Origin of the sequence: Roseovarius aquimarinus, assembly GCF_043661195.1 — a bacterium.
Lineage (GTDB): Bacteria > Pseudomonadota > Alphaproteobacteria > Rhodobacterales > Rhodobacteraceae > Roseovarius > Roseovarius aquimarinus.
The window spans coordinates 541,526-567,423 of record NZ_JBIHMM010000002.1 but is presented as its reverse complement, the minus strand read 5'-3'; the positions used below and the strand labels follow the sequence as shown (position 1 = coordinate 567,423).

28 protein-coding genes and 1 riboswitch are annotated in these 25,898 nt (G+C 68.3%); of the genes, 13 read left to right on the top strand and 15 right to left on the bottom strand.

What is annotated here, in order from left to right:
- Positions 1-62 precede the first annotated feature (62 nt).
- Both panB and panC read left to right on the top strand, forming a co-directional pair.
- Positions 63-890 (top strand): 3-methyl-2-oxobutanoate hydroxymethyltransferase, encoded by an 828-nt coding sequence (gene panB / locus ACGRVM_RS10230; RefSeq protein ID WP_377170217.1) that lies wholly within the window; start codon positions 63-65, stop codon positions 888-890.
- Positions 887-1,735, top strand: a complete 849-nt coding sequence (panC, locus tag ACGRVM_RS10225) for a pantoate--beta-alanine ligase (RefSeq protein WP_377170219.1) — start codon at positions 887-889, stop codon at positions 1,733-1,735. Before panB ends, panC begins: the two co-directional genes overlap by 4 nt.
- 72 nt (positions 1,736-1,807) lie before the next feature.
- Here panC and ACGRVM_RS10220 read toward each other — a convergent pair whose 3' ends face one another.
- Complete coding sequence (locus ACGRVM_RS10220) at positions 1,808-2,422, bottom strand: ImuA family protein (RefSeq protein WP_377170221.1); 615 nt, start codon at positions 2,420-2,422, stop codon at positions 1,808-1,810.
- A 106-nt stretch (positions 2,423-2,528) separates the two neighbouring features.
- Here ACGRVM_RS10220 and ACGRVM_RS10215 point away from each other — a divergent pair, with 106 nt between their 5' ends.
- Positions 2,529-3,575, top strand: coding sequence for an aldo/keto reductase (locus ACGRVM_RS10215; protein ID WP_377170223.1), 1,047 nt, complete (start codon positions 2,529-2,531; stop codon positions 3,573-3,575).
- Positions 3,576-3,582: 7 nt separating this feature from the next.
- Here the strand turns inward: ACGRVM_RS10215 and ACGRVM_RS10210 are convergent, their stop codons facing one another.
- Positions 3,583-4,446: a helix-turn-helix domain-containing protein gene (locus tag ACGRVM_RS10210; RefSeq protein WP_377170225.1), complete on the bottom strand. Its 864-nt coding sequence runs from the start codon at positions 4,444-4,446 to the stop codon at positions 3,583-3,585.
- 112 nt (positions 4,447-4,558) lie between these two features.
- Between ACGRVM_RS10210 and ACGRVM_RS10205 the strand changes: the two genes are divergently transcribed.
- From ACGRVM_RS10205 to ACGRVM_RS10195, 3 genes are read left to right on the top strand one after another with little or no spacing between them, the layout of a single operon-like run.
- Entirely contained in the window at positions 4,559-4,771 is a 213-nt protein-coding gene (locus ACGRVM_RS10205) for a DUF2061 domain-containing protein (RefSeq protein ID WP_377170227.1), read from the top strand.
- Positions 4,758-5,642, top strand: coding sequence for a fatty acid desaturase (locus tag ACGRVM_RS10200; protein WP_377170230.1), 885 nt, complete (start codon positions 4,758-4,760; stop codon positions 5,640-5,642). Before ACGRVM_RS10205 ends, ACGRVM_RS10200 begins: the two co-directional genes overlap by 14 nt.
- 19 nt (positions 5,643-5,661) lie before the next feature.
- Positions 5,662-6,555, top strand: a complete 894-nt coding sequence (locus ACGRVM_RS10195) for an EamA family transporter (RefSeq protein ID WP_377170232.1) — start codon at positions 5,662-5,664, stop codon at positions 6,553-6,555.
- Here the strand turns inward: ACGRVM_RS10195 and ACGRVM_RS10190 are convergent.
- From ACGRVM_RS10190 to ACGRVM_RS10180, 3 genes are all read right to left on the bottom strand, one after another.
- Positions 6,518-7,225, bottom strand: coding sequence for an NUDIX hydrolase (locus ACGRVM_RS10190; RefSeq protein ID WP_377170234.1), 708 nt, complete (start codon positions 7,223-7,225; stop codon positions 6,518-6,520). The two genes, ACGRVM_RS10195 and ACGRVM_RS10190, sit on opposite strands and share 38 nt — an antisense overlap.
- A 5-nt stretch (positions 7,226-7,230) precedes the next feature.
- Positions 7,231-7,677, bottom strand: coding sequence for a DUF983 domain-containing protein (locus ACGRVM_RS10185; RefSeq protein ID WP_377170236.1), 447 nt, complete (start codon positions 7,675-7,677; stop codon positions 7,231-7,233).
- A 120-nt stretch (positions 7,678-7,797) separates the two neighbouring features.
- Positions 7,798-9,195, bottom strand: coding sequence for a diguanylate cyclase (locus ACGRVM_RS10180; protein ID WP_377170238.1), 1,398 nt, complete (start codon positions 9,193-9,195; stop codon positions 7,798-7,800).
- 87 nt (positions 9,196-9,282) lie between these two features.
- On the opposite strand from ACGRVM_RS10180, the gene ACGRVM_RS10175 reads away from it, so the two are divergent.
- The 4 genes from ACGRVM_RS10175 to ACGRVM_RS10160 are packed head-to-tail and all read left to right on the top strand — an operon-like array spanning position 9,283 to position 12,789.
- Complete coding sequence (locus ACGRVM_RS10175; RefSeq protein ID WP_377170240.1) at positions 9,283-9,567, top strand: DUF3572 domain-containing protein; 285 nt, start codon at positions 9,283-9,285, stop codon at positions 9,565-9,567.
- Positions 9,564-10,262 (top strand): HAD family hydrolase, encoded by a 699-nt coding sequence (locus tag ACGRVM_RS10170; RefSeq protein ID WP_377170242.1) that lies wholly within the window; start codon positions 9,564-9,566, stop codon positions 10,260-10,262. The genes ACGRVM_RS10175 and ACGRVM_RS10170 overlap by 4 nt, the downstream gene beginning before the upstream one ends.
- Positions 10,259-11,167, top strand: coding sequence for a DMT family transporter (locus tag ACGRVM_RS10165; RefSeq protein ID WP_377170244.1), 909 nt, complete (start codon positions 10,259-10,261; stop codon positions 11,165-11,167). Before ACGRVM_RS10170 ends, ACGRVM_RS10165 begins: the two co-directional genes overlap by 4 nt.
- A gap of 59 nt (positions 11,168-11,226) precedes the next feature.
- Entirely contained in the window at positions 11,227-12,789 is a 1,563-nt protein-coding gene (locus ACGRVM_RS10160) for a trimethylamine methyltransferase family protein (protein WP_377170246.1), read from the top strand.
- A 116-nt stretch (positions 12,790-12,905) separates the two neighbouring features.
- Here the strand turns inward: ACGRVM_RS10160 and ACGRVM_RS10155 are convergent, their stop codons facing one another.
- Genes ACGRVM_RS10155 through ACGRVM_RS10140 form a run of 4 tightly spaced genes read right to left on the bottom strand, consistent with a single transcriptional unit; the run spans position 12,906 to position 15,974 of the window.
- The gene (locus ACGRVM_RS10155) at positions 12,906-13,643 is read right to left on the bottom strand and encodes an ABC transporter permease (protein WP_377170248.1); all 738 of its coding nucleotides are present in this window, start codon (positions 13,641-13,643) and stop codon (positions 12,906-12,908) included.
- A complete protein-coding gene (locus ACGRVM_RS10150) occupies positions 13,640-14,374 on the bottom strand; it encodes an ABC transporter ATP-binding protein (RefSeq protein ID WP_377170250.1) in 735 nt (244 codons plus the stop codon). The genes ACGRVM_RS10155 and ACGRVM_RS10150 overlap by 4 nt, the downstream gene beginning before the upstream one ends.
- Positions 14,371-15,042 (bottom strand): thiaminase II, encoded by a 672-nt coding sequence (gene tenA, locus ACGRVM_RS10145; RefSeq protein WP_377171365.1) that lies wholly within the window; start codon positions 15,040-15,042, stop codon positions 14,371-14,373. Before tenA ends, ACGRVM_RS10150 begins: the two co-directional genes overlap by 4 nt.
- On the bottom strand, positions 15,039-15,974 hold the full coding sequence (locus ACGRVM_RS10140; protein ID WP_377170252.1) for an ABC transporter substrate-binding protein: 936 nt from the start codon (positions 15,972-15,974) through the stop codon (positions 15,039-15,041). Before ACGRVM_RS10140 ends, tenA begins: the two co-directional genes overlap by 4 nt.
- Positions 15,975-16,103: 129 nt before the next feature.
- Positions 16,104-16,209, bottom strand: a riboswitch (TPP riboswitch).
- A 160-nt stretch (positions 16,210-16,369) separates the two neighbouring features.
- On the opposite strand from ACGRVM_RS10140, the gene ACGRVM_RS10135 reads away from it, so the two are divergent.
- The 3 genes from ACGRVM_RS10135 (at position 16,370) to ACGRVM_RS10125 (ending at position 19,808) form a co-directional block, all read left to right on the top strand.
- Positions 16,370-18,106 (top strand): hypothetical protein, encoded by a 1,737-nt coding sequence (locus tag ACGRVM_RS10135; RefSeq protein WP_377170254.1) that lies wholly within the window; start codon positions 16,370-16,372, stop codon positions 18,104-18,106.
- A gap of 71 nt (positions 18,107-18,177) precedes the next feature.
- On the top strand, positions 18,178-18,765 hold the full coding sequence (locus ACGRVM_RS10130; RefSeq protein WP_377170256.1) for a heme NO-binding domain-containing protein: 588 nt from the start codon (positions 18,178-18,180) through the stop codon (positions 18,763-18,765).
- Between the two features lie 68 nt (positions 18,766-18,833).
- Positions 18,834-19,808 (top strand): diguanylate cyclase domain-containing protein, encoded by a 975-nt coding sequence (locus tag ACGRVM_RS10125; RefSeq protein ID WP_377170258.1) that lies wholly within the window; start codon positions 18,834-18,836, stop codon positions 19,806-19,808.
- 18 nt (positions 19,809-19,826) lie between these two features.
- On the opposite strand, the gene ACGRVM_RS10120 is transcribed toward ACGRVM_RS10125, so the two are convergent.
- Genes ACGRVM_RS10120 through ACGRVM_RS10095 form a run of 6 tightly spaced genes read right to left on the bottom strand, consistent with a single transcriptional unit; the run spans position 19,827 to position 25,782 of the window.
- A complete protein-coding gene (locus tag ACGRVM_RS10120) occupies positions 19,827-20,216 on the bottom strand; it encodes a Na+/H+ antiporter subunit G (protein WP_377170260.1) in 390 nt (129 codons plus the stop codon).
- On the bottom strand, positions 20,213-20,500 hold the full coding sequence (locus ACGRVM_RS10115) for a K+/H+ antiporter subunit F (RefSeq protein ID WP_377170262.1): 288 nt from the start codon (positions 20,498-20,500) through the stop codon (positions 20,213-20,215). Before ACGRVM_RS10115 ends, ACGRVM_RS10120 begins: the two co-directional genes overlap by 4 nt.
- Positions 20,497-20,997, bottom strand: coding sequence for a Na+/H+ antiporter subunit E (locus ACGRVM_RS10110; protein ID WP_377170264.1), 501 nt, complete (start codon positions 20,995-20,997; stop codon positions 20,497-20,499). The genes ACGRVM_RS10115 and ACGRVM_RS10110 overlap by 4 nt, the downstream gene beginning before the upstream one ends.
- Before the next feature lies 1 nt (position 20,998).
- A complete protein-coding gene (locus ACGRVM_RS10105; RefSeq protein ID WP_377170266.1) occupies positions 20,999-22,561 on the bottom strand; it encodes a monovalent cation/H+ antiporter subunit D in 1,563 nt (520 codons plus the stop codon).
- The gene (locus tag ACGRVM_RS10100; RefSeq protein ID WP_377170268.1) at positions 22,558-22,908 is read right to left on the bottom strand and encodes a Na+/H+ antiporter subunit C; all 351 of its coding nucleotides are present in this window, start codon (positions 22,906-22,908) and stop codon (positions 22,558-22,560) included. The genes ACGRVM_RS10105 and ACGRVM_RS10100 overlap by 4 nt, the downstream gene beginning before the upstream one ends.
- Before the next feature lie 3 nt (positions 22,909-22,911).
- On the bottom strand, positions 22,912-25,782 hold the full coding sequence (locus ACGRVM_RS10095; RefSeq protein ID WP_377170270.1) for a monovalent cation/H+ antiporter subunit A: 2,871 nt from the start codon (positions 25,780-25,782) through the stop codon (positions 22,912-22,914).
- Positions 25,783-25,898: the final 116 nt, after the last annotated feature.

The window sequence follows — 25,898 nt, the reverse complement described above, 5'->3', positions numbered from 1 at the left end:
GGTGGAATTTCCCCGGCATCCTTGCTAGGCATTGCCGCGATGCAGCAACACCGAGGCATGCCATGAGCGCCACCGCCCGCAAGACCGCCCCGCTTCCCTCGGACATTCGCGCCATGAAGGGGCAAACGCCCATCGTCAGCCTCACGGCCTATACGACGCCCATGGCGCGGATGGTGGACGCGCATTGCGATTTCGCGCTGGTCGGCGACAGCGTCGGCATGGTGCTGCACGGCCTGACCTCGACCACGGGCGTGACGATGGAGATGATGATCCTGCATGGCCAGGCCGTCGCGCGCGGGCTGAGCAAGGCGATGATGGTCATCGACATGCCCTTCGGCACCTACGAGGAAAGCCCCGCGCAGGCGATGCGCAATGCCGTGCGCCTCATGCGCGAGACGGGCGCGGCGGCGGTCAAGCTCGAGGGCGGCGCGCATATGGCCGAGACGATCGCCTTTCTGACCGCGCGCGGCGTGCCTGTGATGGCGCATATCGGCCTCACGCCTCAATCGGTCGGCACTCTGGGCGGCTACAAGGTGCAGGGACGCGGCCACGGCGCGCGCCTGCTCAGCGAGGACGCGCGCGCCATCGCGGAGGCGGGCGCCTTCGCCGTGGTGATCGAGAAGGTGCCGGCGGGCCTCGCCGACCGGATCACCGCCGATATCGCGATACCCACCATCGGCATCGGCGCGTCTGCGGGCTGCGACGGCCAGGTGTTGGTCGTCGACGACATGCTTGGGCTCTTCACCGCCTTCAAGCCGAAATTCGTCAAGCGATACGCCACGCTCGGCGAGGATGGCGAGGCCGCCATCGCCGCCTATGCCGCCGAGGTGCGCGCGCGCAAGTTTCCCGCGCCCGAGCATACCTTCGCCGAGGAGGCCCCCGGGGCATGACGGCGCCGATCCTGCGGAGCCTTGCCGAGCTGCGCGCGGCCACGCGCCCGTGGATCCGCACGGGCGAGAGCATCGGCGTCGTGCCGACGATGGGCGCGCTTCACGACGGACACCTGTCGCTCGTGGCCGCTGCCAAGGCCGCCTGCACGCGCGTCGTCGTCACGATCTTCGTCAACCCGCGCCAGTTCAGCTCGCCCGAGGATCTGGCGAATTACCCGCGCACCGAGGAGGCGGATGCGAAAAAGCTCGCCCGCTTCGGCGTCGATGCGCTCTATGTGCCGGACGGCGATCAGATGTATCCCGAGGGTTTCGCCACCACCGTCAGCGTCGCGGGCCTCACCGATGTGATGGACGGCATTCACCGCCCGGGCCATTTCGAAGGCGTCGCCACCGTCGTGGCCAAGCTCTTTGCGCAAAGCTCGGCCACCGACGCTTTTTTCGGCGAGAAGGATTTCCAGCAGCTTCAGGTGGTGCGCCGCATGGCGCGCGATCTCGATCTCGGGGTTACCGTCCATGGCTGCCCGACCATCCGCGAGATGGACGGACTCGCCATGTCCTCGCGCAACCTGCTCCTGTCGGACCGCGCGCGCACCGTCGCGCCCGCGCTGCCCGAGCAGATGCAGACCCTCGCCCGGACATTGCGGGAGGGCGGCGATTTCGGCGCGGCGCGCCTCGATGCCGTCGCCGCGCTCGAGCGGGCGGGCTTCACCTCGGTCGATTATCTCGAGTTGCGGGCCAATGACGATCTCGCATTGCTCGAGGCGCCCACCCGCCCCGCGCGTCTTTTCGGGGCCGCATGGCTCGCCGGTGTGCGGCTGATCGACAATATCGCCGTCGATCCCTGACGCGCCTCTCTTCCGCCTGCTTCTAAACCGCGCGCGCCGGAGTTGTTTGGACTCATGGGGCGCCCGCGGTCCCTAGCCCAAGGCGCTGGCCGTCATCCGCAAACCTTCGGGCGTGCCCGAGACATGCCATGTCGCGGGCGGCGCGGTGCGGGCGCGGGCACGGGTCAGGGTCCAGCCGGGGGCGCCGGGGCGATGCGCGGGGGCCATGTGCCAGCGCGTCTCGATCCCGGGTGCGCCGCCCGCGCCCGGCGTCAGGATCAGGCCCAGCGGCGGCTCGAGCCCCATCGCCTTGCCCGCGCCCGCGCCCGTCTCGGCGGCGAGGTGCAGCCGGCGCACCGGCGTGAGGCCCGGGGGGCCGGGCAGATCGGCCACGACGAAGGGCGCCGCGCCGCTGCGGAGGGCCTCCTCCAGCGTCCAGAGGATATCGACTTCCCGCTCGGGCGTGATCCAGATGAAACGCTCGGGGCCGGTGAAGGCCTCGATGCCGTCGGGGTTGAGCGCACCGGCCTGCCAGGGCGGCGCGATCCAGAGGACAGGCCCCCGCGTCGCCGCCGCGATCAGCATGGCCAGCATGTGCCGCGCGGGCCCGCACGCCTCGTGAAGCCGCGCCAGCGGGAGGGCGACATCGCCCAGAACGGGCAGCGACGGGCGGAGCGGCCCGCGATCGAGATTCGGCAGGATCGACATGCGGCGAGTGTAGTTTGTTCGACTTATGTTCTCAATCCGCATTTTGCGCGTGACGCCGCGCGACAAGGCGTTACCTTGCACCGCGAAGAAAAGGGGACAGCGTGACATGAAGATGAATCCGCTCGGCCGCACCGGCCTGAAGGTGAGTGAGCTTTGCCTTGGCACGATGACATGGGGCAGCCAGAACACCGAGGCCGAGGGCCACGCCCAGATCGACCGGGCGCTCGATCGCGGGATCAACTTCCTCGACACCGCCGAGATGTACCCGACCCAGCCCAAGATCGCCGAGACGCAGGGACGCACCGAGGAGATCATCGGCACGTGGCTCGAGAAGACCGGCCGGCGCGGCGACATGATCCTTGCCACCAAGGTCTCGGGCGCGGGTCTCATGCATGTGCGGGGCGGCGCACCGATCACGGCGGCGAGCATCCGAGAGGCGGTCGAAGGCTCGCTCAAGCGGCTGAGGACCGATCATATCGACCTCTACCAGTTTCACTGGCCCAATCGCGGCAGCTACATGTTCCGCCAGAATTGGAGCTACGATCCCTCGCGCCAGAACACCGCCGAAGTGCTGGACAACATGTCCGAGACGCTCGAGGCGATCCATGCCGAAGTGCAGCGCGGCACGATCGGCCATTTTGGCCTCTCGAACGAGAGCGTCTGGGGTACGATGCAGTTCCTGCGCCTCTCGGAGGCGAACGGCTGGCCGCGCGTGGCGAGCGTGCAGAACGAATATTCGCTCCTCTGCCGGCTCTACGACACTGACATGGCCGAAATGACCGCGCATGAGGATGTGGGCCTTCTGGCCTTCACGCCGCTCGCCGCCGGCCTTCTGAGCGGCAAGTACCAAAGCGGTGCGGCGGTGCCCGAAGGCTCGCGCAAGTCCATCACGGCCGATCTGGGCGGGCGCGTCACGCCGCGCGTCTGGGAGGCGACCCAAGCCTATCTCGATATCGCGCGGCGTCACGGGCTCGATCCGTCGGCGATGGCGCTGGCCTGGACGCTGACGCGGCCCTTCACGACGTCCTGCATCATCGGCGCCACGGATCTGGGTCAGCTCGACATCGCGCTCGGCGCCGCCGATCTGACGCTCGGCGACGAGGTTCTGGCCGAGATCGACGCGGCGCACCGCGCCCATCCGATGCCGTTCTAGGGGCGCGTCAGCCGCGCATGTCGGCGGCGAGGCCGCGCAGATACTCGGGCATCTCGCGGTCGGCCACGGCGGCCTCGCGCAAGAGATGGTCGAAATGCCCGGTCAGGGCCTGAACGCGCTCGGTATCGCGAAAGGCCATGTAGTTGCGGCCGATATAGACCACGGCGAGCAGCGGGCCGAAGATCGTCACCGGCGCCGAATAGACGCGGCGAGCATCGAAGAGCGAGAGGCGCAGGCGCGGATAGAGCGCCTCCGTCACCTCGATCAGCCGCTCCATCTGCGCGCGCCGCACATCCACCGGCAGCCCCCGGTAATAGCCTTCGCCGCGGGCGAAGCTGTGCATCTCGAAGAGGGGCAGGGCGATCTCGTAATCCGATTGCGCGCCGCGCATCCAGTTCAGGCGGTCCTCCGATGCGCCGATAACCTGATCGGTGCTGCGCCCCAGATGCGGCTCGTATTCCCATTCGAGCATCGCGCGCGTCTTGAGCATGTCGGGCAGCGCGGCCGGAACGTGCCGGATCTTGTAGCCCGCCGCCTCCTTGTGCCACTCGAAGATCTGCGCATCGACCAGCGCGCGGGGCGCCTCGGTCAGCGAAAGCGAGTTGGCGAGGATGTCCGCCGCGGTCTCGGGCCGGTCGGTGAGACCGAGGAGCCAATCGGCCGAAATGCCCAGCGCCCGCGCGCATTCCCCGACGACCTGCGCATTCGGAAGCCGCGCGCCGCTCCCGGCAAGAAGCTGCGAGACGGTCGAGCGGTCGACGCCGATGGCGCGCGCCAGGGCGCTCTGGCTGAGGCCGCGCATGCGCAGCGCCTCGGTGAGGCGGGAGCGGAAGAGCGTGGCGCGGGCGCGCTTGTCGGTTTTGAGCATCATAGGTGATAATTATCACCAACCGGGCGAAATGTTAACTGCAAACAGAATGGGAAGACGCGCCGCGCCGGGATAGCCATTCCTCAGCCACCACCTGAAATCATACGGAGAATACATGGAACGGCCCCGCCGCACCTTGGTCAAGGCGATCATCTGGAACATCAACGGGCTTCTGGTCATGAGCCTCGTCGGATACATCATGACGGGCTCGGCGGGCGCGGGCGGCGCGATGGCGGTCATCAACACGGCGATCGGCCTCAGCCTCTATGTCCTCTACGAGCGCATCTGGTCGCGCATTTCATGGGGGCGCGTCGATGCGCTCGCCTGAATGGCCGACGCTGGCCCTCTTGCTGGCCACCTACGCGCTCTGGGCGTTGGCCACAACCTGGGCCGCCGCGCTCTGGCTGCCCCTCGGCATCCTGCTCGCGGCCCTCGCGATCGCGCAGCATTCCTCGCTCAGCCACGAGGCGCTGCATGGCCATCCCTTCGAGAACCCGCGCGCCAATGCGGCTGCGGTCTGGCCGGCGCTCGGGCTGATCGTCCCCTATCAGCGCTTCAGGGACACGCATCTCGCCCATCACCGCGACGCGCTCCTGACCGATCCCTATGACGACCCCGAGAGCAATTATCTCGACCCGGTGGTCTGGGAGCGGCTATCGCGCCCCGTACAGGCGGTGCTGCGCTTCAACAACACGCTTCTGGGGCGTGTCACCATCGGGCCGATCGTCGGAATGACCGTCTTCCTGCGCGCCGATTGGCGGGCGATCCGGGCGGGCGATGCGGGCGTGCGGCGCGCGTGGCTCTGGCATGTCGCGGCGACGGTGCCGGTGCTGGCCTGGGTCTCGGTCGCGCCGATGCCCCTCTGGGCCTATCTGGTGTCGGCCTATGGCGCCATGTCGCTGCTCAAGATCCGCACCTTTCTCGAGCACCGCGCGCATGAGCGGGCGAGCGGGCGCACGGTGGTGGTCGAGGATCGCGGGCCGCTCGCGCTCCTTTTTCTCAACAACAACTACCATGTCGTGCATCACATGCACCCGAAGGCGCCCTGGTATCTGCTGCCGCAGATCTACCGTCGCAACCGCGCGCATTACCTCAAGCGCAATGACGGGTATGTCTATCGCAGCTATGCGCAGGTCTTCCGCGAGTATTTTCTGCGCGCCAAGGACAGCGTGGCGCATCCGCTCTGGCCGCGCCCCTGAAATAGCGGCATGAGGAGGCATGCAAGCCTGGGTCCTCCTCTCCATCGCCGCCGCCGCGTTCCAGACGCTGCGCTTCGTGCTGCAAAAGCATCTGAGCATGGGCACGCTCTCGGTGGGCGGCGCGACCTTCGCGCGCTTCGCCTATTCGATGCCCTTCGTGCTGGTGCTGGCGACGCTCTATCTTTGGCACAGGGGCGGCGGCATGCCCGCGCTCGGTCCGATGTTCTGGCCCTATGCGCTGGCGGGCGGGCTGGCGCAGATCCTCGCCACCTGGTGCATGGTCGCGCTGTTCGCCGCGCGCCATTTCGCCGTCGGCATCACGTTCAAGAAGACCGAGACGGTGCAGACCGCGCTGATCGGCCTTCTGGTGCTGGGCGACCGTGTCAGCGCGGCGGGCATGGCGGCCATCGTCACCGGCCTTGTCGGCGTCGTGATCCTTTCGGGCGGGGCGGGCGCGGATCGTTGGCGCATCTTCAACCGTGCGGCGGCGCTGGGCCTCATCGCGGGCGCGCTCTTCGCGGTCTCGGCGGTGGGCTATCGCGGCGCGACGCTCGAGGTCGGCTCGGATGATGCGCTGATGCGCGCGCTCGTCACCCTTGCCGCCGTCACGACGTCGCAGGCGCTCGCCATGGCTGCGTGGCTCGCCTGGCGCGAGGCGGGCGAGATCGGGCGGGTGATCGCCGCGCGCCGCACCGCCGTCTGGATGGGGCTGACCGGCCTCGGCGGGAGCCTTTGCTGGTTCACCGCCTTCACGCTTCAGAACGCGGCCTATGTCTTCGCGGTGGGGCAGGTCGAGGTGATCTTCTCGCTCATCGCCGCGCGCGTGTTCTTCGGCGAGCGCATCACGCGGCGCGAAGGGCTGGGCGTCGCGCTCGTCACGGCGTCGGTGATTGTAGTGGGCTTTGCCCGCTGAGACGCAGGAAAAGGCTTTCCTCGTCGTCATTGCGGAAGAAGGGCACCGATGCGGGCGGCGCCGGATCATGCGCGCGGGCCGCGACCTCGGCCAGAACCACCTCTGTGATGAAGGGCAGATCGAAGCGCCGCGCCTCGGGCAGGGGCACCCATTGCAAATGGCTCAGCTCGTCCGTGGCGGCGCTGAAATCGTCGGGATCACCCGCGACATGCGCGGCATCGACCAGAAAGAACCGCGCATCGAAGCGGCGCGGGCGGCCCGGCGGTGTGATGGCGCGAAAGACGAATTGCAGCGCGCGCGCATCCGGCACATAGCCGCGCGCCGCGAAGCCCGACCAATCGGGCGGAACGTCGCCGTGCCACGCCCCGCGCCGCCCGACGATCAGGCCCGCTTCTTCCCAGAGCTCGCGGATGGCGGCGGCGGCGAGCGCGGGGGCGAGGCCCGGCGGGCTCGCTTCGGCGAGGCGCTCGGCGCAGAGATCGGGCAGGGGCGCGGCGAGCGGAATCGCCGCATCTCCGGGATCGACCGCGCCGCCGGGAAAGACGAATTTCGAGGGCATGAAGGCTGCCGCCGCGCCGCGCTGGCCCATCAGAACACTGGGCGCAGGCCCGTCGCGCCGCAGCAGGATCACGGTCGCCGCATCGCGGATCGGGGCGCCGGCCGGGGTCATGGCGCTCAGGCCTCGCGTCCGAAGCCGTGCATCTGCCGCGCCCATTGGAAGGCGACCACCGCGCCTTTGAGCCGGGGCAGAAGATAGAGCGACATCGCGACCGCCAGCACCGCGAAGACGGTGAAGAGCAGCATCGGATCGGGGCGGAACTGCACGAAGCCGATATGGAGCGCCGGAGCGAGCACATGGCCGACGATCAGGATGGTGAGATAGGCCGGGCCGTCATCGGCGCGGTGATGCGAAAGCTCCTGTCGGCAGACCGGGCAGGTGTCGCGCACCTTGAGATAGCTCTTCATCATCGGCCCGGAGCCGCAATTGGGGCACTTGCGCCCGAACCCCTTGCGCAGGGCGGGCCAGAGGGGCCGCTCGTCCGCGCCGCATGCCGCCGGGTCCGGTGTCGCCGGAGCCGTTTCGCGCTGCGCCAAATCCATATCGCTCGTGTCCTTCGCCATGATCCGTCCTTGCCGCTGCATGGCCGCAATCTGGAGCAGGCGCGGGCGAATTGAAAGACCCGAGGCAGGAGGCTGGTCAGTTCGCGCGCATTTGCCGCGCTGCGCGCCGCCCGCCGCCGGTCAGGCCGCGGGGCGCGCGCCGATGGTCACGGTGTTGCGCCCGCGCGCCTTGGCCCGGTAGAGCGCGCGGTCCGCCTCCTCGAGAATGGCCTCGACGTGACGCTCCGCGCGCGCCTCGCCGAGTTGCGCCTCGCCCAGGGCGACGCCGATGCTGACCGTGACATGCGCAGGCTCGGTCTGTCCCCGCAGCGCGATATCCGCCTCGCCGATGCGCCGGCAGAGGCGATCGGCGGCGCGGCGCGCCTCGCTCCCGTCGGCGCCGGGCATCACGATCAGGAATTCCTCGCCGCCGATACGCGCCACGAGATCGACCTCGCGCACGCTGCTTCCCAGAAGATCGGCGACATGACACAGCACCCTGTCGCCCGCCGCGTGCCCCATCCGGTCGTTGATGCGCTTGAAATGATCGAGATCGGCCAGCATCACCGCAAAGCCCGAGGCCCCGCCGTTCTGCCGCGAGGCGAGCCCCTTGAGGAACGGCATGGCGAAGCGGCGATTGTAAAGCCCCGTCAGCGGGTCGATCATCGCCGCGCGCAGCCCGTCATGGAGCCGCGCGCGAAGCTGATCGACCGCCTGCTTGCGCTCGATCTGCCGTGTGAGGCGCAAGGCCAGCTCGCTCATGTCGGCGGGACCGGCGATCACGTCGCTCGCCCCCATGTCGAGCAGGCTGGCGGCGAGCGCGCGCGCCTCGTTCGGCAAAAGGCAGACGATGCGCCCATGCCGCGCTTCGGGCGCAGCGCGCAGCTCGGCCATCAGCTCGAGCGCCGTGTCCTCGGCTATGGCGGGGATCGTCAGCACGAAGACATCCGCCGCCGGGGCTCCCTGCGCGCCGGCGATGGGCGCCCCGGTCTGGACCGCGCTCACATGATGCTTGCAGGCGCCGCGCAGACGCGTGCGCAGCGCCATCGCCTCGGCCATGGACGGCCCCAGAATGGTGATGCGCCCAGGCCGAAGCAGGACGCCCGGCGCCTCGCCGAAGCCGGCGGCGCGGTCGGGTCCGGCATTGAGCCGCATGTCCTGAAGCGCGAGATGCTGGCGCAGAAGCGCGCGCAGCCGAGCCAGCATCACACGTTCGTCCACGGGCTGCGCGATCACGTCGTCTGCGCCCGCCTTCAGCGCCGCGACGCGCGCGGCGGCGGTGTTTTCGGACAAAAGCACGACGACCGGCACCGACGCGAGATCGGGGCAGGCGCGGAGCGCGGCGATCAGGGCCTCGCCGCTCATGTCGCGGGGCGCGGCGCCGAGGATCACGAGATCCGGCACGAGATCGCGCGCCGAGGCCAGCGCCGCCGCACCGCCTGAGGCCTGATGCACGTCGAAATGCGCCGCCGCGAGCTTGACCTTCAGCACGATCCGGTTGGTCGCCACGGCGTCCACGATCAAAATTATCCCCGACATGGGCGGCCGCCTTTCTGACTTGCCCTATTCTCAGTGCTGACTATCCGTGCCAGAAGTTAAGAAAACCTTTCCGGGATTTTCATCATTATGCCTGACACGCGGGAATTCGCCGATACGGTCGCGCTCAAATGCCTCGCATGGCTGATCGCGAATGACGATCTGAGACCTGTTTTCATGGGCGCGACGGGCGCGGGCGAGGATGATCTGCGCCGCGGCGCCTCCGACCCCGATTTTCTCGCGGCTGTCCTCGATTTCTTAACCATGAACGATGAATGGGTGATCGACTTCTGCCGCGACGCCGGTCTTGCGAACGACGCGCCGATGCGCGCGCGGGCGGATCTTCCGGGCGGGCGCGTGGAGCATTGGACGTGAGCGGCGCGCCCATCGCCGGCATCGTCTTCGATAAGGACGGAACGCTCTTCGACTTTCATACGACATGGGCCGTCTGGACGCGCGATCTGCTCACCCAACTGGCCGAGGCGCATGGCGGCGACGCGGCGCGTCTCGCGCGGGCGATCGGCTTCGATCTCGAGACCTGCGCATTTCGCCCCGACAGCCCGGTGATCGCCTCGACCAACCGCGAGGGGGCCGAGATCCTCGCCGCGCATCTGCCCGGCGCCACTGCGGACGGCATCGAGGAGCATATGCGCCTCGGCGCGGCGGATGCACCGCTCCAGCCCGCCGTGCCGCTCGCGCCCTTTCTGGGCGGTCTGGCGGAGCGCGGGCTCAAGCTCGGGCTCGTCACCAACGATACCGAATACGGTGCGCGCTCGCACCTCAAGGGCGCGGGCGTGCTGGGCCAGTTCGATTTCATCGCGGGCTACGATTCGGGCCACGGCGCCAAGCCTGCGCCCGGCCCCTTGCTGGCCTTCGCGCGCCAGCACGCCCTCGATCCCGCGCGCTGCGTGATGGTAGGCGATAGCACGCATGATCTGCGCGCCGGGCGGGCGGCGGGCATGTGGTGCCTCGGCGTTCTCACCGGCATCGCCGAGCGGGACGAGCTTGCGCCGCTCTCGGATGCGGTTCTGCCCGATATCGGCCATATCCCGGCCTGGCTCGACCGGTGACGCGTCATCCGCTGTTCGGGCTGGCCCTCGCGGCCTTCGGAGCCTTGGTGCTGACGCCCGATGCGATGTTCCTGCGCCTGTCGGAGATGTCGGGGCCGCAGATGATGGGCTGGCGCGGCATCTTCATGGGAAGCTCGCTCACCCTCCTGTGGCTGCTGACCAGCCGGACGCGGGGCGCGGATCTCGCGCTTCTCGCCAGCGGGGCGGGGATCGCCATTGTCGGCTGCCAGTTCGTCAATTCGGCCCTTTTCGCCCTCGGGATCGGCGCGGCGCCCGTGGCGATCGTCCTTTTCGGTGTTGCGACGACCCCGATCTGGGCCGCGCTTCTGGCCTGGGCCTTCCTGGGCGAGCGCACGCCTCTCGCCACATGGATTACCATCGCCGCCGTCTCGATCGGGATCGGCATCGCCGTGCTGGGCGGCGAGGAGATGGAGGGCACGCCCGGCGCGGTGCTTTTTGGCGCGGTGGCAGGGCTGGGCGTCGCCATGATGCTGGCCGCGAATTTCGTCGTGCTGCGCGCGCGCCCCGCGCTGCCCATCCCGCTTCTCATCGGGCTCGGCGCGCTCTGCGCCGGCGCGGCGGGCGTCACGGCGACGGGTCCCGCGCAGATGACGGACGGCAATGTCTGGGCCATCGCCATCACCGGCTGCATCATCCTGCCGGTCTCCTTCCTGTCGCTCTCCATCGCCTCGCGCCATACGGCCGCGGCGAATGTCAGCCTGCTTCTGCTGCTTGAGACGGTGCTCGGCCCCGCCTGGGTCTGGCTGGTGCTGGGCGAGACGCTGACGCCCCGGATGCTGGTGGGCGGCGCGGTCGTCGTGGTGGCGATCGCCCTCTATCTGCTGCATGCGCGGCGACGGGCGCGGCGCGGTCCGGCAAAAGCGACACAGCTTGCCGCAAAGTGAATATCTCCGAAACGCGCGCCGTGCTTCGATGGACGTGAACCGCGCGGGAGGGGTGACCCATGGCCGAGGATTTGAAACGCAGACAGCGCAGCGGCGGGCGCGCCGGGAATACGGGCCGCCGCGGCACCGCGGTGATCGAACAGATGCCCTGGGCGCCGCCCATCAACATCGACCGCCCGGTCGAGCCGCTGGACGAGGCGGGCGTCGCCGCCATCCATGACGGCGCGATGCGCATCCTCGAGGAGATCGGCATCGAGATCCTGAACGCCGAGGCGCTTGAGGTCTTCCGCGCCTCGACGGGCTGCACCATCTCGGGCACGAACCTGCGCATGGGCCGCGATTTCGTGATGGAGGAGATCGCGAAGGCACCCGAGACCTGGACGATCACGCCGCGCAACCCGGCGCGGCGGATCACCATCGGCGGGCGGCATCTCAATTTCGGCAACGTCTCCTCGCCGCCCAGCTATTGGGACATGAAGCTCGGGCGCAAGGTGACCGGCACGCGCGAGATGTGCGCGAATCTCCTGAAGCTCAGCCAGTATTTCAACTGCATTCACTTCGTCGGCGGCTACCCGGTCGAGCCGCAGGACATCCATCCTTCGGTGCGCCATCTCGACGTGCTCTACGACAAGCTGACGCTGTCGGACAAGGTCGCGCATGCCTATTCGCTGGGGCGCGAGCGCGTCGAGGACGTGATGGAGATGGTGCGCATCGCGGGCGGGCTCAGCCATGCCGAGTTCGACGCGGCGCCGCGCATGTACACCAACATCAACTCCACTTCCCCGCTCAAGCATGACGAGCCGATGCTCGACGGCTGGATGCGTCTCGCGCGGCGCGGGCAGGGCCTCGTGGTGACGCCCTTCACGCTGGCGGGCGCGATGGCGCCGGTGACGATGGCGGGCGCGGTGGCGCAATCGCTGGCGGAGGCGCTGGTCGCGGTCGTCCTCGCGCAGCTCGTGCGCCCCGGCGCGCCCTGCGCCATCGGTACCTTCACCTCGAATGTGGACATGAAATCCGGCGCCCCCGCCTTCGGCACGCCCGAATACATGCGCGCGACGCAGATGACCGGCCAGCTTTGCCGCTTCTACAAGCTGCCCATGCGCGCGAGCGGTGTCTGCGCGGCCAACGTGCCGGACGCGCAGGCGACATGGGAGACGTCCAACAGCCTCTGGTCGGCGGTGCAGGCGGGCGCGCATATGGTCTATCACGCGGCGGGCTGGCTCGAGGGCGGGCTGATCGCGAGCCCCGAGAAATTCGTGATGGATTGCGAGATCCTCCAGCATATCCAGCGTTACATGGACCCGAGCCTCACCGCCACCGGCCCGGACGAGATCGCCGTCGAGGCTATCGCGGAGGTCGGCGATCAGGGCCATTTCTTCGGCATCCAGCACACCCAGGACCGCTACAGCACGGCCTTCTACCAGCCCTTCCTGAGCGATTGGCGCAATTTCGAGGCCTGGGAAGCCGCGGGCGGTGTCTGGACCCCGCAGCGCGCGCATCAGATCGTGCAGGACATCCTGGCGAGTTTCGAGGCGCCGCCGATGGACGCGGCCATCCGCGAAGAGCTCGCCGATTTCGTCGCGCGGCGCAAATCGGAGGGCGGCGCGCCGACGGATTTCTAGCGCGGCACCGGGCGGCAGTCCGGGCTTGAGTATTTATCCCAAGATGAAGCAGGGGGCCGCGCCTTGGCTTCATCTTGGTGGAAATACTCACTCGCCGTTTTCACCCGGGCGCGCGCTCAGCCGGTCTTGTCGAGCGTCGCGCGGCAGGCGCGGTCCACGGCGGCATGGAGCAGGACCGCGAAGAGCGCCAGCACGATGAGCGCGGCGAACATGAGGTCCGTCTTGGCCCGGCCGTTCGCCAGCAGCATGAGGTATCCCAGCCCCTTCGACGCGCCCACCCATTCGCCGATGATCGCGCCGATGGGTGCATAGACGGCGGCTAGGCGCAGCCCCGAGGCGAAGCCGGGCAGGGCGGCGGGAATGCGGATATGGCGCATGATCCGCGCCGGGCTGGCGCCCATGAGCCGCGCCATGTCGAGCCAGGCCTGCGGCGTGCGCATCAGCGCGTCGAAGAAGGCCGATGTGACCGGGAAATAGATCACCAGAAGCGTCATCACCACCTTGGAGCCGATGCCGAAGCCGAACCAGAGCGTGAGGATGGGCGCGAGGGCGAAGACCGGCACGGCCTGGCTGAAGATCAGCATGGGCCGCACGAGGCTCCGCGCGATGGGCGATGCGGCGAGGCCGATGGCCGTCAGCCCGCCGAGCAGGGCGCCGAGCGCGAGGCCCGCCAGCACTTCGATGGCCGTGATGCCCGTGTGATAGGCGATGAGCGCGCGGCTCTCCCACAGGGTTTCCGCAACGCGCAGGGGACCGGGCAGGATGAACCGCGGCACGCCCGTGAGGATGACGAGCGCCTGCCACGCGGCGAGCGCGACGAGGGCCGAGGCGAGGATGCTGGCGGCGCGGCTCATGACGCGCCCTCTGCGGCGCCGCGCAGGCTGGCCAGAAGCGCACCTTGCGTCTCGAGCGTCGCCGCGTCGGTCACGGCGCGCGGCGGCGCGCCGGGCGGCGCGGGCCAGAAGCGCAGGCCACCCTCTTCCAGAAGCGCGATCGCCGTGCCGAGCCGCGCCGCCTCCGAGGGATCATGCGTGACCATCAGCACCGTATGCGGCGCAAGTAGGCGCGCGGTCAGATCCTGCATCTGCGCGCGGGTGCGCGCATCGAGCGCCGAGAAGGGCTCGTCGAGCAGGATGACCGGGCGGTCCTCCATGAGCGTGCGGGCGAGCGCGGCGCGCTGGCGCTGGCCGCCCGAAAGCTGGTCCGGCTTCTTGGCGGCATGGCTTGCAAGGCCGACCTCGTCGATGAGCGCGGCGGCGCGCGCGGGTTCGGGCGCCTCCCCGCGCAGCCGCGCGCCCAGCATCACGTTCTCGGTCACGCTGAGCCAGGGAAGCAGCAGATCGCTCTGGGACATGAGCGCGACGCGCCCGCCGAGCGACGCGCCGTCGCTCGCCTCGATCCGCCCCGAGAACTCCGCCTCGTCCGCGATCCCGGCGATGAGGCGCAGGAGCGTGGACTTGCCGATGCCCGACGGCCCGAGAAGGCAGGTCCAGCCGCCCGCCGCCACATCGAGTGCGATGCGCGGCAGAACGGAGGCACCGGCGATTGTGGCGCTGCCCTCGAAGGTGATGCCGGGCGAATTCATTGCGGCAGGGCCATGCCCCAGAAGTCGATCTCGAGCCGCGTCGCCGTCTCGAACCTGTGCTGGAGCGCCTGCCAGCGCGGCGCGGTCTGGGGCGACGCGCCGAGCCGCCGGTCGATCGCCCCGTCGAGGAGCCTGCCCGTCTCATGGCACATCTGCTGATACCCCTCGCCGGCATAGGTCTCGATCCAGCCGGCATAGGGCGTCCCGGTCTTGGCGCCGGCAAGCCGCAAGCCGATCTCGCCATAGCCGAGCACGCAGGGCGCGAGGGCGGCCAGAAGATCGAGGAAATCCCCCGAATGGCCCGCATCGAGCACGTAGCGCGTATAGGCGATGTTCTGCGGCAATTCCTCGGCGGCGAAAAGCGTCTCCTCGTCCAGACCCTCGGCGGCGCAGGTGGCGATATGGAGCGCGATCTCCTCGTTCAGCAGCGCGTGAAGCGTGCGCGCGGCGAAGCGCATCTCCTCGACCGTCTCGGCCTTCGTCACCGCGAGCGCCCAGGCGCGGGAGAAATGGATGAGGAAGACGTAATCCTGAACCATGTAACGCAGGTAGGCCTCGCGCGGCAGGCTGCCATCGCCAAGCCCCTGCACGAAGGGATGATGCGTGTAGCCGTGCCATGGCCCGGCGGCACCCGCGCGCCAGGCGGTGAAGGTCTCGCCATACATCAGCGCGCGCCCGGATCGACGGCCAGCTCGGAGACGGGCCGGATGCCTTCGATGAGGCCCGCGCCTTCCATGAAGGCCTCGAACTCGGCATAGCGCGCGGTATCGACGGCGGCGGGGCGCAGCGCGAAGCGCGGCAGGGTGTCGGTCCAGGCCTTGGCGTTCAGCTCGTCGTCCAGCTCGGCGCCGGTCTTCTTGAAGATGTCCCAGCTTTCCTCGGGGTGGTTGACGATATATTGCGTCGCAAGCTGGGTCGCGCGCAGGAAACGCGAGATCACCTCGAGATCCATGGTTTCGGGGTTGGCGACGTAGATCAGCTCGTCATAGGTCGGAACGCCCTCTTCCTCGATGAAGAAGCATCTGCCGGGCGTGCCTTCGATCTCCATCTGGTTCAGCTCGAAATTGCGGTAGGCGCCGATCACCGCATCGACCTGTCCCGACATGACCGAGGGGCCGAGCGACCAGTTGACGTTGACCATCTCCACATCCTCCGCCGAGACGTCGTTCGCCGCGAGAATCGCCGTCATCAGCGCCTCCTCGACGCCCGCCACCGAATAGCCGACCTTGCCGCCGGCGAGGTCCGAAACCTGCTGGATGGGGCCGTCCGCGCGCACCAGAAGACAGTTGAGCGGGCTGGCGATCAGCGTGCCGACGCGGATGAGCGGCAGACCCTCGGCCACCTGCATGTGAAGCTGCGGCTGATAGGAAATGCCCAGATCGGCCTGGCCCGCCGCCACCATCTTGGGCGGGGAGGAGGCATCGGCGGGGGCGACGATCTCGACGCTCAGGCCCGCATCCGCGAAATAGCCGCGCTCCTCCGCGACGATGATCGGGCCGTGGTTCGGGTTGGTAAACCAGTCGAGCACGAGGGACAGCTTGTCCTCGGCGGCGGCGGGAGCGGCGGCGAGGAGGGCGGCGGCGAGGGCGAGGCGTTTCATGGTGGTCCCGTTCGGTCAAGGGCCGGTCGCGGGCGGGGCGCTGCCCCGATCTGCCCGCATGGCCGCGGTGAAGTCTTGGCCAGCAGGGCGGGGAGGGGCGGAAATGCGCGTGGGCCTGCACTCTTGGGGTGCATTGCGGTCTCCGTTCCCTCCGCCGGTACTGACCGGATCAGGTTCGATGGGTCGGCGCGATGCCTCTCAGCCCCGGCAATGCGGAGCACCCCAACGGATAGATGTGATGTTAGACTTGGCCGCGCGCGGGTGCAAGGCGGCATCCTCCAAGGGGTTCGCTGCGCCAGAAATGTTTGCCTGAGACCGCCCGCGCGAAATCGCCCGTTCAGGTCGCAGGCCAAAGCCGCTATCCTCGCCCCGGCAGGACAAAGAAGGGCCGGAACATGAGCGCCACCTCCGAGACCGCAGTCGCGCGGATGACCTATACGCTGGTGGGGGCCGTCATCGGCCTTTGCGCCTATCTGCTGATCGAGATCGTGCCGGACGCGCTCGGCGCCGGGCGCCTGTCCTTCTGGATCGTCTCGCTCGGCCTCGGGTTTTTCGCCGTGCTGCTGGGGCTGATGGGGCCGGTGCGCCTGCCTGCGGCGGCGGGTGCCGCGCTGGCCCTCGCGTTGCCGGCCTCGCTCCTGTTCTTATGGGCGAGCTTTCGCGCCGAGACGCCCGGCGATGTCGTGGAAGGCGGCTATGCGCTGCTCGCCTATTGCTACCTTCTGTCGATCCCGGTGCCCTTCATCGTCGCGCGGCTTCAGCATCACGGCGGCTGGCGGCATTATGGCCTTCTCTTCGACGCCGCGTGGGAGCTTGTCGTGCGCATCGCTTCGGCGGTGCTCTTCGCGCTGGTGGTCTGGGCGGTTCTGCTCCTCTCGGACCAGCTTCTGCAACTCGTCGGGCTCGGTGTGATCGGCGATCTCATCGCGCTCGAGCCCGCGCCCTTCGTCATCACCGGCGCGGCGCTGGGCCTCAGCCTCGCCATCGTGTTCGAGCTGCGGGACTATGTCTCGCCCTTCCTCGTCATCCAGCTTCTGCGTGTCTTCCTGCCGCCGCTCCTGCTGGTCGTCGCGATCTTCATCGCGGCGCTGCCGCTGCGCGGGCTGGGGAGCCTCTTCGGGCAGCTTTCGGCGGCGGCGATCCTGATGGGCGTGACGCTGGCCGGGGTGACGCTCATCACCACGGCGGTGCATCGGGACGATCCGCAATCGGTGCACGGCCCGCTCATGACGGGTGCGGCGCGGATGCTGGGCCTTTTGCTGGTCGTGCCGGCGCTCCTCGCGCTCTGGGCGGTGTGGCTGCGGGTCGATCAATACGGGCTGACGCCGCACCGTGTGGCGGCGCTCGTCGCGGCGGGTATCCTGTCGATCTATGCGATCGGCTATGCGGGGGCGGTGCTGAGGCAGGATGCGTGGCGCGCGGCGCTGCGCCGGATCAACCGGCTGATGGCGCTTGTCACGATCGGTGTCGCCGCCGCCTGGCTGACCCCGCTTCTGAATGCCGAGAGGCTCGCCACCGCGAGCCAGCTCGCCCGCGCCGAGGCGGGCGCCGCGCCCGAGGACCTGCCGCTTTGGGAGCTGGCGCACGAGTGGGGCCGCGCCGGGGCCGAGGGCCTCGCCGCGCTCGAAGAGACGACCGAGCCGGGCTCGCCCCTCGCCGAGCGGATCGCGGCGGCGCGCACGAGCGAAAGCGACTGGGACTACCGCCGGCCCGCGCGCAGCGACGAGAGCATCGCGGGCCTCGTGCCGCTTCGGCCCGCAGGGGCCGAGTTGCCCGATGGTGCGCTAGACGGCCTGCCGGATTATGAGCGCGATTTCATCCGCCGTGCCTGCGCGCAGCGTCTGGCGGGTGGCAATCCGGGCTGCGTCATGGTCGTCGGGGCGTTCGAGCAGGAGGCCGCGGAGGCGCAGGTGATCGGCTTTTTCATGGTCTCGCCCGCGCAGGCGGTGATCCAGTCCTACGCGCTTGTGGACGGTGCGCTCGAGAGCCGGTCCGGCCTGCGCGATCTGTCGCGCCGCAGCGCCGCCACCGCACGGGCGCAGACCCTCACCGACATCTTCGAGGGCCGGTTCGAGATCGCGCCCGCCCGCCGGCAGGTGCTCGAGGTGGATGACATGCGGCTGATGCCGTAGCCCTGCGAATCTTCGTGAATTCTTAACATCCTTGCGCCATCCATGATGCGGCAGATGTTTTGGAGGCCGTGATGCACGGGCTGGTCAATCGGGCGATCGAGCGATTCGTGCGCGACACCTACGGGCGCGAGGTCTGGGGCGTGGTCGTGGCCAATGCGGGTCTGGAAATCACCGAATTCGAGCCGTTGCTGGGCTACGACGAAGCGATCACGCATCGCCTGCTCGATGCGCTGGCCCTGCGGCTGGGGCGTCCGTCCGCCGATATTCTCGAGGATCTGGGCACCTATCTCGTCTCGCACCCCAAGCTCGAGGCGCTGCGCCGCCTTCTGCGCTTCGGCGGCCCGACCTTTCCCGAATTCCTGAACTCGCTCGACGATCTGCCCGCGCGGGCGCGCCTCGCGGTGTCCGACCTCGTGCTGCCCGATCTGGAGGTTTTCGAGAGGGGCGGCGATGTCTTCACCATCGAATGCCATAGCGGCGCGCCCGGCTTCGGTCATGTGATCGTCGGCCTCCTGCGGGCGCTAGCCGACGATTACGGCGCGCTCGCCCTGCTCGAGCACAAGGGCATGGAGCGCGGGCGCGAGATCGTCGAGGTGCGGCTCCTGTCGGCCCGCCATGCCAGCGGGCGGCAGTTCGATCTGGGAGCGAGACCGCAATGACCGAACCGAGGACGCAAAGCCCGGGAACACCCCTGCCGGACCCTGCCGGGCCCATCCCATGCGCCGCGATGATGGATGCGCTTTGCCCGATGCATGTGGTGCTCGATGCGGCGGGACGCGTCGTTCATTCCGGCCCGACGCTGCGCAAGGTTCTCGCCGGCGCGCCTCTTGTGGGCGTCCGCTTCGCCGAGCTTTTCGAGATCAAGCGCCCGCGCGGCGACGGCTCGATGCGCGCGCTCATGGAGGCGGCGGGCGACAAAATGCATCTGCGCCTGCGCCACGGGCCGCGCACCGATCTGAAGGGCGTGCTGGTGCCGCTGCCGCCCGGCATGGGGCCGAAGGACGGCGCGCTGGTCGATCTGTCCTTCGGGATATCGGTGGTCGGAGCGGTGCGGGATTTCGGCCTCACCGGGAGCGACTTCTCCCCCACCGATCTCGCGGTCGAGATGCTCTATCTCGTCGAGGCCAAGAACGCCGCGATGGAGGCGTCGCGCACGCTCAATCTGCGGCTCCAGGGGGCGATGATCGCCGCCGAGGAGAAGGCCTATACCGACACGCTGACGGGGCTGCGCAATCGCCGCGCGCTCGACTATGTGCTGCGCCGCCTGACCGAGCTCGAGGAGGATTTCGCGCTCATTCATATCGACCTCGATTTCTTCAAGGCGGTGAACGATGGCGGCGGGCATTCGGCGGGCGATCACGTCCTTTGCGAGGTGGCGCGCGTCATGGCCGAGGAGACCCGCAGCGACGACACCGTGGCGCGCATCGGCGGCGACGAATTCGTGCTGGCGCTCAAGCGGCTGACCGATCCCGGCAAGGTGCATGACATCGCCGCGCGGGTGATCGCGCGGCTCGAGCGGCCCATCTCCTTCGGCGGGCAGGAGTTCCGCATCTCGGCCAGCGCGGGCTCGGTCCTGTCGTGCCATTACGACCGGCCGGATATCGCGTTGATGATGGAGCAGGCGGATGCGGCGCTCTACGAGGCCAAGCACCGCGGCAGGGGCCGGCACGTCGCCTTCGCGAGCGACATGCCGGACATGTGAACGCGCCCGAAGCGCGGCTCAGCCCTTGTTCGAGGAGGCGCCCGGCGCCGCGTCGTCGGGCGCGTTCAGCGTCGCCCAGGTGCGGTCCTTTGCGGGCGGCGGCGGCGTGTCGCATTCGCGACGATGCAGGTTCACCTTCGCCATGAAATTGGCCGAGATCGGCGCCGTCACGAAGAGAAACGCCATGATGAGGATCTCGTGCACGACGCCTTCGCCGAGCGTATAGGAATGGATCATGGCCGCCAGAAGAAGCGCGCCGATCCCGACCGTGCCCACCTTGGTGGGGGCGTGCAGGCGCGTCATCGGATCGTTGAACTTCAAAAGGCCGATGGAGCCGACGAGCGAGAAGATGGCGCCGACGATCAGGCAGACCGCCACGGCATAGGTTGCGACGATGTCCCAGCTCATTCGATGATATCCCCCCGAAGCACGAAGCGCGCATAGGCCACGGTGCTGACGAATCCCAGCATCGCGATGATGAGCGTCACCTCGAAATAGATGGTGGTGCCTTGCGCGATCCCCAGCAGCACAACGAGGCCGATGGCGTTCACCACCATCGTGTCGAGCGCGAGGATACGGTCCCCGGTGCCCGGGCCGGTCACCAGCCGGATCATGGCCATGATCTGCGCGGCGGCGACCGCCCCGAAGGCGATCCAGAGCGCGAGGTTCATGAACTCGGTCGCCTCGGTCATGTGAAAATCTCCTTCAGGCGGCGTTCGTAGCGGTGCTTGATCTCGTCGCGCACAGCATCCGGGTCGTCGGTATGGAGCGCGTGCACCAGCAGGCTGTGCCCCTCGTCCGACAGATCCGCCGATACGGTGCCGGGCGTCAGCGTCACCGTCCCGGCGAGGATCGTGATCGCCTCGGGCTGGCGCAGATCCAGCGGCACAACGATCCAGGCGGGGCGGAGCTTGGAATTGGGCTTGGTCAGGACGATCCAGGCGACTTCGATATTCGCCACCATGATGTCCCAGAGAACGATCAGGATATAGACGCCCATGCGCCCGGGGCGGAATCCGCGCGGCGTGCCGGGCCACCAGGCCGAGGTGATCCACGGGATCAAGATGCCGAGGATCAGCCCGAAGACGGCCATGCCGGGCGAGGTGGTCTTTTGCAGCAAAAGCCAGACCACCGTGAGCAGCAAGGTCAGAAGCGGGTGGGGCAGGAGCCAGTAGAATGCGCGTTTCATGTCAATACTCCTTGGCCCCCTCGCTCAGCTTGCCGGGGGTCTCCATGACCTCGGCGCGATAGGCGCTGCCGTCGAAGAGCTGTGCGGCGATGGCGCGCGTGTAGTCATGCGCGGGCCCCGCGAAGGCGGTGAGCGCGATCAGGAGCGCTATGAGGCCGCCGACGGCGGTGAAGGCGAGCGCACCCGGTGCCTCGTCCGGGGAGGCTGTGGGTTCGGCGGGTTCGGCCTCCTCGGGCTGCGAGGCGGCGGTCGCCTTCCAGAAGACGATGCTGCCCGCCCGCGCGAAGCCCACCAGCCCGATGAGGCTCGTGCCGAGCACGACCGACCAGATCCAGACCATATGCGGCGAGGCGGCCGCCGCGTTCAGCACCATCAGCTTGCCGATGAAGCCCGACAGGGGCGGCAGGCCCACCATCGCGATGGCCGCGACGAAGAACATGCCCGCGAATAGCGGCGCGCCCGGAACGGGCGGCGCCATTTTCAGCGCGAGATCCGCGCGTCCCGCGCGCACCATGTCGGCGATGAGAAAGAGCGCCGCCGCCGCCAGTGTGGAATGCACGATGTAGAAAAGCGCCGCCGCGATGCCCGCGGGCGTGAACAGCGCGATCGAGACCATTACCATGCCCATCGAGCCGATCACCGCATAGGCCACCAGCCTGTCGAGATGGCGCGCGGCGAGAATGCCGAGCATCCCGATCGCGACCGAGACCATGGCCGCGGGCAGCAACCAGACGCCCTGGAGCCCCGCCGTCAGCTCGAGCTCGGGCGGGAAGACGAGCGTGTAGACGCGGATGATCGCATAGGCGCCGACCTTGGTCATGATCGCGAAGAGCGCGGCCACCGGCCCCGGCGCTTCGGCATAGCTCGACGGCAGCCAGAAATGGAGCGGCACCACCGCCGCCTTGACCGCGAAGACGAGGATCAGGAGCACCGCCGCGACACGGATGCCGACGCTGTTGCCCGCATCGATCAGTTCCACCCGCTGCGCGAGATCGGCCATGTTGAGCGTGCCCGTCTCGGCGTAGATCGCGCCGAGCGCGAAGAGAAAGAGCGTCGAGCCGAGAAGGTTGAAGAGCACGTATTGCACGCCCGCCCGCAGCCGCACCGCGCCGCCCGAGTGGATCATCATGCCGTAGGACGCGATCAGCAGCACTTCGAAGAAGACGAAGAGGTTGAAGAGGTCGCCGGTCAGGAAGGCGCCCAGAATGCCCATGAGCTGGAACTGGAAGAGCGCGTGGAAATGCCGCCCGCGCTCGTCCCATTTCGAGCCGATGGCGTAAAGGAGCACGAATAGGCCGAGCACCGAGGTCAGGAGCACCATCAGCGTCGAGAGGCGGTCCGCCACCAGCACGATGCCGAATGGCGCGGCCCAGTCGCCGAGCTGGTAGATCGTGACCGTGCCGTCGGAGACGGTCCAGGCCTGTCCCGCCGCGATGGCGATGAGCGCGGCGGTGCCGGCGACCGACAGGACGCGCTGGATCGTGATGTGGTAGCGCGCGGCCAGCACGATGAAGGGCGCCAGGAGCGCCGGCAGAATGACCGGAAGAACGATCCAATGTGTCATGCCCGGCCCTCCTCATCGCTGGGAAGATCCTCGGGATCGTTGATGTGGTCGTCATCCGAGCCGAGGAACGAGCCGAGCGCCATGACCACGACGACGGCCGTCATCCCGAAGGAGATCACGATGGCCGTCAGCACGAGCGCCTGCGGCAGCGGATCGGCATAGCGCTCGGCATCCGTCAGGATCGGCGGCGCGCCGATGGTGAGGCGCCCCGAGGCGAAGAGAAAGACGTTCACCGCGTAGGTCAGCAGCGAGATTCCGATGATGACCGGGAAGGTGCGCAGGCGCAGCACCAGATAGATCCCGGCGGCGGTCAGAACGCCGATGGCGGAGGCGACGAGAAACTCCATGTCCTACACCTCCTTCGCGGTTGCGCCCTCGGGGGCGTCGTCTCGGGACGGATCGATGTCCATTGCGTGTTCGTTATCCTCGGTATGGGCCCGGCGCGCGAGGCGCGAGAAGCTTTCGAGCGAGAGCATCACCGCGCCGACCACGGAGAGGAACACGCCCAGATCGAAAAGCGCGGCGGTGGCCAACTCGAATTTCTCGAAGGGCGGAATGCGCACATAGGTGAAATCGGATGTCAGGAACGGCTTGCCGAAGAACCAGCTTCCGATGCCGGTGAGGCCCGCGATCAGAACGCCCGCGCCGATCACCCCGTGATAGGGATAGCGCAGCCGCGCCGAGGCCCAGCCGAAGCCGCTTGCCATGTACTGGATGACGACGGCGATCGACACGATGAGGCCCGCGATGAAGCCGCCGCCCGGCTCGTTATGGCCGCGCAGGAAGATGTAGAAGCCGACCATCAGCACGACGGGCATCGTCACGCGCGTGAGAACGACCATCATCAGCGGGTGGATGTCGCCCGCGCGCGGCTGGTCCGGCTTGCGGTTCAGGAGCTTGGCGCGGGTCGGCCCGGAGAGGAGCGTTTCGGTCAGCGCGTAGATCAGCAGCGCCGCGATGCCCAGCACGATGATTTCGCCGAACGTGTCGAAGCCCCGGAAATCGACGAGAATCACGTTCACGACGTTGGTGCCGCCGCCGCCCTTGTAGGAGTTGGCGAGGTGGAATTGCGAAATGCTCTCGGCCACCGGATCGCGCAGCAGGTAGTGCCACGAGATCGCCAGCGCCCCGAGACCGCCCGCGATGGCGATCACCCCGTCGCGGGTGCGGCGCAGCAGGCCCGATTCGTTCGGGGTGCGGTTGGGCAGGAAGTTGAGCGCGAGCAGCAGCAGGATGATCGTCACCACCTCGACGGTGAACTGGGTCAGCGCGAGGTCGGGGGCGCTGAAATGCACGAAGGCGATCGAGACCATCAACCCGACGATTCCGATCAGGATCAGCGACAGGAGGCGGTTGCGGTGGAAGAAGACGAGCGCGGTCGTGGCCGCGACCAGCATGAGCCAGCCGGCGACCGCGATCGTGGTCGCGGGCGTCATCTCATGATCGGCGGGCCCGACGCTGCCGGTGAGCCAGGCATGCGCGGTGAGCGCGATGATCGTCGTCACCATGATCGCGGCATAGCGCGAGAAGCTGCCGTCATGCAGCGGCGCGATGATGCCGCGCGCGGCGGCGACCGCCCAGCCGATCACGCGGTCGAAGATCGCCTTGGCCTCGGGGCGCGGGGCCGCGTCCCATGCGCGCAGGAGCGGCGTGAAGGCCGCGAGGACGAGAAGGCCGCCGATGACGGCCGCGACGGACATGTAGAGCGCCGGAACGAGGCCGTGCCAGATCTTGAAATAGGCCGTGGGCACCTCGGCCGCGCCGCCGAGCACGGCGGAGGTCACCAGCTTGACGAAGGGCTCGGCGAGGAAGGGCGCGACGCCGATGACCACCACGGGCACGATCAGCAGCGCCGGGGGCAGCCACATGCCCGCGCCCGGATCATGCGGCTTGGCGGGATAGTCGTCCCGCTTGGGCCCGAGGAAGGTATGCGCGATCAGGCGGAAGCAATAGGCCGCCGAAAAGAGCGAGCCGAGCACCGCGAGCGCGGGCACGAGCCACGGCGCGTCGAAGAGCGTGGTGCGGTACGCCTCTTCGAGCATCATTTCCTTGCTGAGGAACCCGTTGAGCAGCGGAATGCCCGCCATCGACAGCGCGCCCAGCGTCGCGATCACGAAGGTGATCGGCATGAGGTGGCGCAGCCCGCCGAGGCGGCGGATGTCGCGCGTGTGCGTCTCGTGGTCGATGATGCCCGCCGACATGAAGAGCGCAGCCTTGAACGTCGCGTGGTTGAGGATGTGGAACATCGCCGCCATCGCGCCGAAGGCCGTGCCGGTGCCCAAGAGCATGGTGATGAGGCCCAGATGGCTGACCGTCGAGAAGGCCAGGAGCGCCTTCAGGTCATGCTTGAAGAGCGCGATCACGGCGCCCAGCACCATCGTGACGAGGCCCGCAGTTGTGACGATAATGAACCATTCGGGCGTGCCCGACAGGACCGGCCACATCCGCGCCATGAGGAAGATGCCCGCCTTCACCATCGTGGCCGAGTGCAGGTAGGCGCTGACCGGGGTGGGGGCGGCCATCGCGTGCGGCAGCCAGAAATGGAAGGGGAATTGCGCCGATTTGGTGAAGCAGCCCAAAAGGATCAGGATCAGCGCCGGCACATAAAGGGGCGAAGCCTGGATCAGCTCGCGGTTTTGCAGAATGACGCTCAGGTCGTAGCTGCCCGCGATCTGCCCCAGCAGCAGCATGCCCGCGATCATGGCAAGGCCGCCCATGCCGGTCACGGTCAGCGCCATGCGCGCGCCCTGACGGCCTTCGGGCAGATGTTTCCAATAGCCGATCAGCAGGAAGGACGAGAGCGACGTCAGCTCCCAGAAGATGAGCAGAAGCAGGATATTGTCCGACAGAACGATGCCGACCATCGCGCCCTGGAACAGCAGCAGGTAGGTGAAGAACTCGCCCATGTTGTCCTCGCGCGACAGATAGAACCGCGCGTAGGTGATGATGAGCAGGCCGATCCCGAGGATGAGGCAGGCGAAGAAGAAGCCGAGCGGGTCGAGCATCAGCGTCATGTTCAGCCCGATGGCGGGCAGCCACGAGAAACCCTCCATCACCACCTCGCCGCCGAAGACGGCGGGGGCGTTCGTCAGAAGGCCGATCAGCGCCGCCAGCGTGACGGTGAAGGTGACACCGGCGCAGGCCTGGCGCCCTGCGGAATTCATCAGACCGGGCAGCAAGGCCCCCAGAAACGGCAGGGCGACGACGAGAAAGAGGGACACGGGCACTCCTGACTTGATTGCCTTTTCGGCGCTCACCCTCTCTGGCCAAAAATCCCCGCATTCTCAAGCGAAACCGAACGGAAAACGTTCGATTTCGCACATGTAGCGGCATCGCT

What these genes read in the sequence shown, in the direction of transcription:
- panB (WP_377170217.1), top strand. Translation starts at nt 63, where the DNA reads ATGAGCGCCACCGCCCGCAAGACCGCCCCGCTTCCCTCGGACATTCGC.
- panC (WP_377170219.1), top strand. Translation starts at nt 887, where the DNA reads ATGACGGCGCCGATCCTGCGGAGCCTTGCCGAGCTGCGCGCGGCCACG.
- ACGRVM_RS10220 (WP_377170221.1), bottom strand. Translation starts at nt 2,422, where the DNA reads ATGTCGATCCTGCCGAATCTCGATCGCGGGCCGCTCCGCCCGTCGCTG.
- ACGRVM_RS10215 (WP_377170223.1), top strand. Translation starts at nt 2,529, where the DNA reads ATGAAGATGAATCCGCTCGGCCGCACCGGCCTGAAGGTGAGTGAGCTT.
- ACGRVM_RS10210 (WP_377170225.1), bottom strand. Translation starts at nt 4,446, where the DNA reads ATGATGCTCAAAACCGACAAGCGCGCCCGCGCCACGCTCTTCCGCTCC.
- ACGRVM_RS10205 (WP_377170227.1), top strand. Translation starts at nt 4,559, where the DNA reads ATGGAACGGCCCCGCCGCACCTTGGTCAAGGCGATCATCTGGAACATC.
- ACGRVM_RS10200 (WP_377170230.1), top strand. Translation starts at nt 4,758, where the DNA reads ATGCGCTCGCCTGAATGGCCGACGCTGGCCCTCTTGCTGGCCACCTAC.
- ACGRVM_RS10195 (WP_377170232.1), top strand. Translation starts at nt 5,662, where the DNA reads ATGCAAGCCTGGGTCCTCCTCTCCATCGCCGCCGCCGCGTTCCAGACG.
- ACGRVM_RS10190 (WP_377170234.1), bottom strand. Translation starts at nt 7,225, where the DNA reads ATGACCCCGGCCGGCGCCCCGATCCGCGATGCGGCGACCGTGATCCTG.
- ACGRVM_RS10185 (WP_377170236.1), bottom strand. Translation starts at nt 7,677, where the DNA reads ATGGCGAAGGACACGAGCGATATGGATTTGGCGCAGCGCGAAACGGCT.
- ACGRVM_RS10180 (WP_377170238.1), bottom strand. Translation starts at nt 9,195, where the DNA reads ATGTCGGGGATAATTTTGATCGTGGACGCCGTGGCGACCAACCGGATC.
- ACGRVM_RS10175 (WP_377170240.1), top strand. Translation starts at nt 9,283, where the DNA reads ATGCCTGACACGCGGGAATTCGCCGATACGGTCGCGCTCAAATGCCTC.
- ACGRVM_RS10160 (WP_377170246.1), top strand. Translation starts at nt 11,227, where the DNA reads ATGGCCGAGGATTTGAAACGCAGACAGCGCAGCGGCGGGCGCGCCGGG.
- ACGRVM_RS10155 (WP_377170248.1), bottom strand. Translation starts at nt 13,643, where the DNA reads ATGAGCCGCGCCGCCAGCATCCTCGCCTCGGCCCTCGTCGCGCTCGCC.
- ACGRVM_RS10150 (WP_377170250.1), bottom strand. Translation starts at nt 14,374, where the DNA reads ATGAATTCGCCCGGCATCACCTTCGAGGGCAGCGCCACAATCGCCGGT.
- ACGRVM_RS10140 (WP_377170252.1), bottom strand. Translation starts at nt 15,974, where the DNA reads ATGAAACGCCTCGCCCTCGCCGCCGCCCTCCTCGCCGCCGCTCCCGCC.
- ACGRVM_RS10135 (WP_377170254.1), top strand. Translation starts at nt 16,370, where the DNA reads ATGAGCGCCACCTCCGAGACCGCAGTCGCGCGGATGACCTATACGCTG.
- ACGRVM_RS10130 (WP_377170256.1), top strand. Translation starts at nt 18,178, where the DNA reads ATGCACGGGCTGGTCAATCGGGCGATCGAGCGATTCGTGCGCGACACC.
- ACGRVM_RS10125 (WP_377170258.1), top strand. Translation starts at nt 18,834, where the DNA reads ATGATGGATGCGCTTTGCCCGATGCATGTGGTGCTCGATGCGGCGGGA.
- ACGRVM_RS10120 (WP_377170260.1), bottom strand. Translation starts at nt 20,216, where the DNA reads ATGAGCTGGGACATCGTCGCAACCTATGCCGTGGCGGTCTGCCTGATC.
- ACGRVM_RS10115 (WP_377170262.1), bottom strand. Translation starts at nt 20,500, where the DNA reads ATGACCGAGGCGACCGAGTTCATGAACCTCGCGCTCTGGATCGCCTTC.
- ACGRVM_RS10110 (WP_377170264.1), bottom strand. Translation starts at nt 20,997, where the DNA reads ATGAAACGCGCATTCTACTGGCTCCTGCCCCACCCGCTTCTGACCTTG.
- ACGRVM_RS10105 (WP_377170266.1), bottom strand. Translation starts at nt 22,561, where the DNA reads ATGACACATTGGATCGTTCTTCCGGTCATTCTGCCGGCGCTCCTGGCG.
- ACGRVM_RS10100 (WP_377170268.1), bottom strand. Translation starts at nt 22,908, where the DNA reads ATGGAGTTTCTCGTCGCCTCCGCCATCGGCGTTCTGACCGCCGCCGGG.